This is a genomic window from Tabrizicola sp. (assembly GCF_051645465.1).
GTDB lineage: Bacteria > Pseudomonadota > Alphaproteobacteria > Rhodobacterales > Rhodobacteraceae > Tabrizicola.
The window spans coordinates 1-4,059 of the sequence record NZ_JBOFBI010000037.1; the positions used below are offsets into that span (position 1 = coordinate 1).

Below are 4,059 nucleotides of genomic sequence, written 5' to 3' on the forward strand. Positions count from 1 at the left end.
CGGGCGAAGGCTACGCTGCGGCCACCGTGTCGATCCTGCTGAAGACCGCGGTTCTTTACACGATCATGGTCACTGGGGCGATCTGGGAGAAGGTGGTCTTCGGGCAGTATCTCTTCGCGCCTGCGTTCTTCTGGGAAGACGTCGTAAGCTTCGCCGTGATCGCGCTGCATACGGTCTATCTCTATGGTCTGATTACCGAAAGCCTGTCGCCCCTGCAGCTAATGCTGGTCACGCTGGCGGCCTATGTCACCTATGCCCTGAACGCCACCCAGTTCCTGCTGAAGCTCCGTCGGGCGCGGCGTGACGGCCAGGGGACCGCCCAGACGCCGCTGAACGGGAGTCTGCCGGCATGAGCCTGGATACGCCCACGACCGGCTGTCTGCACACTCCGGTCCTGCGTGAGCGGGGTCAGCGTGAGGTGTTCTGCGGCCTGACGGGCATCATCTGGCTGCACCGCAAGATGCAGGACGCCTTCTTCCTTGTGGTCGGCTCGCGGACCTGCGCGCACCTTCTGCAATCGGCCGCCGGAGTGATGATCTTCGCCGAGCCACGATTCGGCACTGCCATACTGGAAGAGAAGGATCTTGCGGGCCTTGCCGATGCCCATACGGAACTGGAGCGCGAAGTCGCGCGGCTCATCGCCCGTCGGCCGGACATCCGGCAGCTTTTCCTGGTGGGGTCCTGCCCGTCCGAGGTGATCAAGCTCGATCTTGGCCGGACGGCCGAGCGCTTGAACCAGCGGCACGGTCCTTCGGTCCGGGTCTACAACTACTCCGGTTCAGGGATCGAGACCACGTTCACGCAAGGCGAGGACGCCTGCCTTGCCACGATGGTGCCGGGTCTGGCCGAGACCGATGCCGAGAACCTCTTGGTCGTGGGCGCGCTGCCTGATGTCGTCGAGGACCAGTGCCTCTCGCTTCTCCGCGACATGGGCGTAACCGACGTCGCCATGCTTCCTGCACGCCGGGCAGCGGACGCACCGGAAGTCGGAGAGAAAACCCGGTTCATCCTGACCCAGCCGTTCCTCGCCGATACCGCCTCGGCCCTGGAACGCCGCGGGGCCGAGCGGATCGTGGCCCCGTTTCCCTTTGGCGAGATGGGCACCACCGCCTGGCTTAACGCCGTGGCCCACGCCTTCGGGGTGCATCCAGAGCGGTTCGAGCAGGTCACGGCGGCCCCACGCGCCCGTGCCAAGAAAGCTGTGGCGGTGCATGCCGAAACCCTGCGTGATCGGAGCGTTTTCTTCTTCCCCGACAGCCAGCTGGAAATCCCGTTGGCCCGGTTCCTGGCGCTGGAATGCGGCATGCGTCCGCTTGAGGTGGGCACGCCCTATCTGCACCGCTCGCTGATGGAGCCGGAACTGGCACTGCTGCCCGAGACGATCCTTTCCGAAGGCCAGGACGTCGACCGGCAGCTTGATCGGCACGCAGCGCTTGCCCCCGATCTGACGGTGTGCGGACTGGGCCTCGCCAACCCGCTTGAAGCCGCAGGTTTCGCGACGAAATGGGCGATCGAACTGGTCTTCACCCCAGTGCACTTCTACGAGCAGGCAGGCGATCTGGCGGCGCTCTTCAGCCGCCCCCTCCGCCGCCGCTCCCTTCTGGCAAGGGGGGCGCAGTCATGAAGCTGACGCTCTGGACCTATGAAGGGCCGCCACATGTGGGCGCGATGCGGGTCGCGACCGGCATGAAGGGCCTGCACTACGTCCTGCATGCGCCGCAGGGCGACACCTATGCCGACCTTTTGTTCACAATGATCGAAAGGCGCAACCACCGCCCGCCGGTGACCTTCACGACCTTCCAGGCCTCGGACCTTGGGGCGGACACGGCTAGTCTTTTCAAGCGGGCGGTGCAGGGGGCCTATGACCGGTTCCAGCCGCAGGCGATGATCGTCGGCGCGTCCTGCACGGCCGAGCTGATCCAGGACGATCCCGGCGGGCTTGCCGCGACGCTGGGGCTGCCGTGCCCGGTCGTGCCGCTGGACCTGCCAAGCTACAGCCGCAAAGAGAACTTCGGCGCGGATGAGACGTTCCTGGCACTCGTGCGGGCTTTGGCCAAGCCGTGCGAGCGGAGCGCGGAGGTGTCCTGCAACATCCTCGGCGGCACGGCCCTGGGCTTCCGCCACCGCGATGATGTGGCCGAGATCGCCAGCCTGCTGACCCGAATGGGTATTCACATAAACGTCTCGGCCCCCCTCGATGCCTCACCCGCCGACATCGGTCGCATGGGTGCGGCCCATTTCAACGTGCTTCTCTACCCGGAAACCGGAGAGGGTGCGGCGCGCTGGCTGGAGCGCAACCTGAACCAGCCATACACCAAATGCGTGCCGATCGGCGTCGGCGCCACCCGCGATTTCATCGCCGAGGTCGCTGCACTGGCGGGGCTTTCGGCGGAAGTGCCGGAAACCGGCCTGCGTCTGCCGTGGTGGTCTGCCTCGGTTGACTCGACCTACCTGACCGGCAAGCGCGTCTTCATCTTCGGCGATGCCACGCATGCCATGGCCGCGGCCCGGATCACCAGCCAAGAGATCGGGTTCGAGGTTGTGGGCCTGGGCTGCTACAACCGCGAATTTGCCCGCCCGATGCGCGCCTGCGCGAAGGAGTACGGTCTGGAGGCGCTGATCACCGACGACTACCTTGAGGTCGAGGCCGCCATCATCGCCGCAGCGCCCGAACTGATCTTGGGCACCCAGATGGAGCGGCATATTGCCAAACGGCTGGGGATCGCCTGCGCGGTCATTTCGGCCCCGGTGCATGTGCAGGACTTCCCGGCCCGCACTTCGTCGCAGATGGGGTTCGAGGGTGCGAATGTGATCTTCGACACCTGGATCCATCCGCTGGTCATGGGGCTGGAGGAACACCTGCTGACCATGTTCCGCGAGGACTTTGAGTTCCACGACGACGCAGGCGCCAGCCACCATGGTGGCAAGGCCGAACCCCGGCCAACTGGCCTGCCGTTGCCGGACCCGGTGTCCTCAACCGCGATGGCCGCGCAGGTGATCGAGGCCGCGCAAGCCCTCGCGGAAGCGATCCGCTGGCTGCCCGACGCCGAGCAGGAGCTGAAGAAGATCCCGTTCTTCGTCCGCTCCAAGGCCCGCCGCAATACCGAGAAGTTCGCCGCCGAGCATGGCCTGACCGCGATCACAATCGAAACCCTGTATGAGGCGAAGGCCCACTATGCGCGATGACCGCTACTCATCGCCCGACATGATCACCGCCACCCCGGCGGACGACGGCCTTTACCGCTTTGTCATCGTCACGCTTGACGCCCATGCCGCAGGTCCGGCCCAGCGGGTCGCGGGGCGGCTGGCCAAGGACTTCCCCGGCATCTCGGTCTCTGTCCATGCCGCCGCCGAGTGGGCCGAAAACCCGGCTGCGCTTGCGCGTGCCAAGGCCGAGGTTTCGCGGGCGAACATCATCGTCGCGAACCTGCTGTTCATCGAAGAGCACCTGACCGCGATCCTGCCCGAGATGCAAAAGGTGCGCGACCGGCTGGATGCGTTTGTCGGCGTGATCTCGGACCCCCAGATCGTAAAGCTGACGAAGATGGGCGATCTGGACATGAGCCAGCCCGCCTCGGGCGCGATGGCGTTCCTGAAGAAGCTGCGCGGGTCGAAGTCGCCCTCTGGGTCATCGGGTGAGAAGCAGATGGCCCTGCTGCGGCGGCTGCCGAAGATCCTGCGGTTCATCCCCGGCAAGGCACAGGACATGCGGGCCTGGTTCCTGTCGATGCAGTACTGGCTGGGCGGGTCGGACGACAATATCGAAGGGATGATCCGCTTCCTCGTCAGCCGCTATGCCCCGAACCGCGACTGGCGCAAAGTGCGGGCGGCGGCTCCGGTGGATTACCCCGAGGTGGGGCTTTATCACCCCGATGCTCCCGGCCGGGTCTTCATGGACCCGATCCAGCTTCCGCGCCCGGCTGGAGCGGTAGCGACTGTCGGTCTGCTGATGCTGCGGTCCTACATCCTGGCGTCCGACACGGCGCACTATGACGCGGTGATCCGGTCGTTCGAGGCTCGGGGTCTGGCCGTTGTTCCGGCCTTTGCCGCGGGGCTCGA

The 4,059-nt window shown here is 65.8% G+C and carries 4 protein-coding genes; all 4 read left to right on the forward strand.

Annotation, left to right across the window (positions count from 1 at the left end):
- On the forward strand, positions 1-353 hold a 353-nt coding region (gene bchF / locus ACRCSW_RS02160), incomplete at its 5' end, for a 2-vinyl bacteriochlorophyllide hydratase (protein ID WP_438702346.1).
- A complete protein-coding gene (locus ACRCSW_RS02165; RefSeq protein ID WP_438702347.1) occupies positions 350-1,624 on the forward strand; it encodes a ferredoxin:protochlorophyllide reductase (ATP-dependent) subunit N in 1,275 nt (424 codons plus the stop codon). The genes bchF and ACRCSW_RS02165, both read left to right, overlap by 4 nt.
- A complete protein-coding gene (gene bchB / locus ACRCSW_RS02170; protein ID WP_438702348.1) occupies positions 1,621-3,186 on the forward strand; it encodes a ferredoxin:protochlorophyllide reductase (ATP-dependent) subunit B in 1,566 nt (521 codons plus the stop codon). Before ACRCSW_RS02165 ends, bchB begins: the two co-directional genes overlap by 4 nt.
- A gap of 19 nt (positions 3,187-3,205) precedes the next feature.
- Positions 3,206-4,059, forward strand: an 854-nt coding sequence (locus ACRCSW_RS02175) for a DUF3479 domain-containing protein (RefSeq protein ID WP_438702349.1), incomplete at its 3' end; no start/stop codon positions are given.